At 65.5% G+C, this 1,218-nt stretch carries 2 protein-coding genes; both read right to left on the bottom strand.

Annotated elements, in window-relative coordinates; genetic code table 11:
• Positions 1-147: 147 nt before the first annotated feature.
• Positions 148-549: a biopolymer transporter ExbD gene (locus MXAZACID_RS17275; RefSeq protein ID WP_008495860.1), complete on the bottom strand. Its 402-nt coding sequence runs from the start codon at positions 547-549 to the stop codon at positions 148-150.
• Between the two features lie 15 nt (positions 550-564).
• Positions 565-1,218, bottom strand: a 654-nt coding sequence (locus tag MXAZACID_RS17270; RefSeq protein WP_008495858.1) for a MotA/TolQ/ExbB proton channel family protein, incomplete at its 5' end; no start/stop codon positions are given.

Here is a 1,218-nt window from a genome sequence, read left to right as displayed (position 1 = left end):
GCTTGGCCGGCGGCGGTTGCTGATGCTGCATGGCCGGCAGCAACAGCCCCAGCGCCCCGGCCTCGAGCAGCAGCCCGGCGCCGATCGCCAGCAGGAAGCGGCGATTGGAATGCCCCTCCCCGCCCCATTCACCGGACATGCCAGCCATCATTGCGCCGCCTGCGGCTGCGCGGCGATGCCGATATCGGTCACCCCGGCCTTCTTGGCGGCGTCGATCACCGTCATGAAATGCTGGAAGGCGCTGGCCTTGTCAGCGGCGATGGTGACTTCCGTCTTGTCCGGGGCGCCATCGCCAGCGAACATGGCGCTGAGCTGGTCGGCGCTCATCACCTGGTCCTTCACCTTGATGGTGCCATCCGCCATCACATTCACGATGAATTTCGGATGCGGCAATTGCTGCGTCTGGGCGGCGTTGGGCAGCTGCATCGAAACCCCGGCATCGGGGATCATCTGCATCGTCACGATGATGAAAAACACAAGCAGGAACAGCATCACATCGATCATCGGGATGATCTCGATGCGCGCCTTGCGGCGTTCGAAATAGCGCATGGTGGGGGGTTCCGCTCAGGCCGTGGCGAACTTGGCGGCGGTGCTGGCGCCAGCACCGGTCTTGCCGGCTTGCACCACCGGGGCGCCGTCCATGCGGTTGACGATCAGCACCTTCAGCGAATCAAGCTGATGCACGACCAGCCGCACCTGGTTGGAGAGCGCATTGAACGCCGCCAGCCCCAACATGGCGATGAACAGGCCAAAGGCGGTGGCAACCAGCGCATCCGCCACGCCGCCGGTGACTTCCGCCGGGGCATGGCCGGGCGCGGCCAGCACGTTGAAGGCATGGAACATGCCGATGATGGTGCCAAACAGCCCCATCAGCGGCGCCAGGGTGATGATGGTATCCAGCAGCCAGAGCCGGCGGTCCAGGCCGGGGGCGATCAGCATCACCGCCTCATCGAGCCGGCTGTTCAGCGCCTCGGCATTGACCATGCCGGCATGGCGCAAGGCGGTATCCAGCAGCGCGGCTTCCGGCAGCTTGCCGGCGCGGTTGCGCAGCGCCACCAACTCGCCCTGACGCAAGGCCGTCTCCTGCGCGGTGGCGCGGATGACGCTCTCGCCACGCAGAATGGTGCTGCGCAGGAACCAGAAGCGGTCCAGAATCACCGCCAGCGCCAGCAGCAGCAGCACCGCCATCAGATAGAGAATCCCATCCGAATAGTTGGC

Origin of the sequence: Acidocella sp. MX-AZ02 (assembly GCF_000306035.1) — a bacterium.
GTDB classification, from domain to species: domain Bacteria; phylum Pseudomonadota; class Alphaproteobacteria; order Acetobacterales; family Acetobacteraceae; genus Acidocella; species Acidocella facilis.
The sequence above is the reverse complement of the archived record's forward strand: the minus strand, read 5'-3'. Positions and strand labels throughout refer to the sequence as shown.